Annotated in this window: 2 protein-coding genes; both read left to right on the top strand. The window is 69.3% G+C overall.

Annotated features, from left to right (window positions below; translation table 11 throughout):
• Positions 1-73 precede the first annotated feature (73 nt).
• Positions 74-2,023, top strand: coding sequence for a flagellar hook-associated protein FlgK (flgK, locus tag G3N62_RS34970; protein WP_206141518.1), 1,950 nt, complete (start codon positions 74-76; stop codon positions 2,021-2,023).
• A 22-nt stretch (positions 2,024-2,045) separates the two neighbouring features.
• The gene (gene flgL / locus G3N62_RS34965) at positions 2,046-3,287 is read left to right on the top strand and encodes a flagellar hook-associated protein FlgL (RefSeq protein WP_034190318.1); all 1,242 of its coding nucleotides are present in this window, start codon (positions 2,046-2,048) and stop codon (positions 3,285-3,287) included.
• Positions 3,288-3,371: the final 84 nt, after the last annotated feature.

Raw genomic sequence — 3,371 nt, 5'->3', positions numbered from 1 at the left:
GCCGACCGTCGAGGCGCGGCTCAAGGAGGCCATCGAGCGGCTCGGCTACCGTTCGAACCCGCTCGCGCGTTCGATGATCACCGGCCGCACCCGCACGATCGGCCTCGTGATCCTCGACATCAGCAACGCCGCGACGCCCGGCTATTCGGTCGAGCGGCCGGTCTATGCCGAAACGAGCGGCCAGTACACGGGCAGCGGCTACATGCCGCAAGGCGTGAGCACCGTCACCGTGCAGCGCCAGTACAGCCAGTACCTGAGCGACCAGCTGAACACCGCGCAGACGCAGGGCGGCGCGCTGTCGACGTGGTACACGCTCGTCGCGCAGCTGAACAACTACATCGGCAGCCCGACGGCGGGGATCTCGACCGGGATCACGAGCTACTTCACCGGGCTGCAGAACGTCGCGAACAACGCGTCCGACCCGTCGGTGCGCCAGACCGCGATCAGCAACGCGCAGACGCTGGCCAACCAGATCAACGCGGCCGGCCAGCAGTACGACGCGCTGCGCCAGAGCGTGAACACGCAGCTCACCAGCACCGTGTCGCAGATCAACACGTACACCGCGCAGATCGCGCAGCTGAACCAGCAGATCGCGGCGGCGAGCAGCCAGGGGCAGCCGCCGAACCAGCTGATGGACCAGCGCGACCTCGCGGTGTCGAACCTGTCGGGCCTCGCCGGCATCCAGGTCGTGCGCAACGACAGCGGCTACAGCGTGTTCCTGTCGGGCGGCCAGCCGCTCGTCGTCGCCGACAAGAGCTACCAGCTCGCGGCCGTCACGTCGTCGTCCGATCCGAGCGAGCTGACCGTCGTGTCGCAGGGGATCGCCGGCGCGAACCCGCAGGGGCCGAACCAGGCGCTGCCCGATTCGTCGCTGTCGGGCGGCACGCTCGGCGGCCTGCTCGCGTTCCGCAGCCAGACGCTCGATCCCGCGCAGGCCCAGCTCGGCGCGATCGCGACCAGCTTCGCCGCGCAGGTCAACGCGCAGAACGCGCTCGGCATCGACCTGTCGGGCAACCCGGGCGGCAACCTGTTCACGATGCCGTCGCCGACCGTGTACTCGAACCAGGGCAATACCGGCAACGCGTCGTTGTCCGTGTCGTTCGCGAACGCGTCGCAGCCGACGACGAGCGACTACACGCTCTCGTTCGACGGCACGAACTACACGCTGACCGACCGCGCGAGCGGCGCGGTGGTCGACCAGAAGGCGGGGCCGATGCCGGTCTCGCTCGGCGGGCTGAATTTCTCGACCCCGTCCGGCGCGATGAACGCCGGCGACAAGTTCACCGTGCTGCCGACGCGCGGCGCGTTGAACGGCTTCGGCCTCGCGACGACGAGCGCGTCGGCGATCGCGGCCGCGTCGCCGGCCGTCACGTCGGCGGCGAGCACCAACACCGGCACCGGCAAGATCACGCTCGGCGGCGTGACCGCGGGCTACCAGGTGCCGACGACCAAGCTGACCTACGACGCGACGGCGAAGACGCTGACGGGCTTCCCGGTCGGCACCACGGTGACGATCGGCACCACGCCGCCGACGTCGGTCACGATCAACAACCCGACGGACACCGTCCCGTACGACCCGGCGGCCGGCGCGACGCTGACGATGTCGGGGACGGCCGCGGGCGCGCTCAACGGCGTGAGCGTCACGCTGTCCGGCGCACCGGCGACCGGCGACTCGTTTACGATCGGGCCGTACGCGGGCGGCACCAGCGACGGCTCCAACGCGCTCGCGCTGTCGAAGCTGGTCAACGCGAAGGCGCTCGGCAACGGCACGACGACACTCACGGGCGCATATGCGAGCTACGTGAACGGCATTGGCAACACGACGACCCAGCTGAAATCGTCGAGCGCCGCGCAGACCGGGCTGATCGGCCAGATCACCGAGGCGCAGCAGTCGGTGTCGGGCGTGAACCAGAACGAGGAAGCGGCCAACCTGATGCAGTACCAGCAGCTCTACCAGGCGAACGCGAAGGTGATCCAGACGGCGGCGACGCTGTTCCAGACCGTGCTCGGCCTGTTCAACTGACCGGATTCGAGGAATAGAAGCGATGCGGATTTCCAGCGCCCAGTTCTTCCAGCTGAACGTTTCCCAAATGAACGACCAGCAGGCCCAGCTCGCGCAGCTGTATCAGCAGATCTCGAGCGGCGTGAGCCTGCAGACGGCGGCCGACAACCCGGCCGGCGCGGCGCAGGCCGTGCAGCTGTCGATGACGTCGGCGACGCTGTCGCAGTACGCGACCAACCAGAACACCGCGCTCGCGTCGCTGCAGGCCGAGGACCAGACGCTGCAGAGCGTGAGCAGCGTGCTGACGAGCGCGCAGACGCTGCTCGTGCGCGCCGGCGACGGTTCGTTGTCCGACAGCGACCGCTCGGCGCTCGCGACGCAGCTGCAGGGTTACCGCGACCAGTTGATGACGCTCGCGAACACCAACGACGGCGCGGGCAACTACCTGTTCGCCGGCACGAAGAATTCGGCGGCGCCGTTTTCGACGACGCCGAGCGGCAGCGTCACCTATGTCGGCGACACGGGGACGCGCCAGGTGCAGATCGCCGATTCGAGCACTGTGGCGCAGGGCGACACGGGCGCGGCCGTCTTCATGTCGGTGCCGGCGATCGGCAGCTCGCCGGTGCCGTCGGCCGGCGCGGGCAACACGGGCACCGGCACGATCGGCGCGGTCACGGTGACGAACCCGTCGATCGCGACGAACGGCCATCAGTTCTCGATCACGTTCGGCGGCACGGCCGCCGCGCCGACCTACACGGTGACCGACAATTCGGCCAGCCCGCCGACCACCACGCCGGCGCAGGCCTATTCGGCGGGCTCGGCGATCTCGCTCGGCGGCGGGATGACGGTGGCCGTATCGGGCACGCCGGCCGCCGGCGACACGTTCGCGGTCTCGCCCGCGCCGCAGGCGAGCGGCGGCTCCGACGTGTTCTCGACGCTCGACGCGATGATTTCGGCGCTGAAGACGCCCGTGACGGCGAATGCGGTGGCGGGCGCGGCGCTGAAGAACGCGCTGATGACCGGCTCGACCAAGCTCGGCAACACGATGCGCAACGTCACGACGATCCAGGCATCGGTCGGCGGCCGCGAGCAGGAAGTCAAGGCGATGCAGGCCGTCAACCAGACGGCGTCGCTGCAGACGACCAGCAACCTGTCGGACCTGACCAGCACCAACATGGTCACGACGATCAGCCAGTACCTGCAGGTGCAGAACGCGCTGACCGGCGCGCAGAAGGCCTACGTGCAACTGCAGAACATGTCGCTGTTCCAGTACATCAACCCCTGATGCACCGCGCGCCGGCGGCGATGTGAGCGCACGCTTACGTCCGTGCCGGCGCCCTCCGCCGCCCGCGTGCCCCGCGCGGGCGGC

It is taken from the genome of Burkholderia sp. Tr-20355, assembly GCF_017104685.1.
In the GTDB taxonomy this organism is placed as follows: Bacteria; Pseudomonadota; Gammaproteobacteria; order Burkholderiales; family Burkholderiaceae; genus Burkholderia; species Burkholderia seminalis.
The sequence above is the reverse complement of the archived record's forward strand: the minus strand, read 5'-3'. Positions and strand labels throughout refer to the sequence as shown.

What these genes read in the sequence shown, in the direction of transcription:
- flgK (WP_206141518.1), top strand. Translation starts at nt 74, where the DNA reads ATGATCACCGGCCGCACCCGCACGATCGGCCTCGTGATCCTCGACATC.
- flgL (WP_034190318.1), top strand. Translation starts at nt 2,046, where the DNA reads ATGCGGATTTCCAGCGCCCAGTTCTTCCAGCTGAACGTTTCCCAAATG.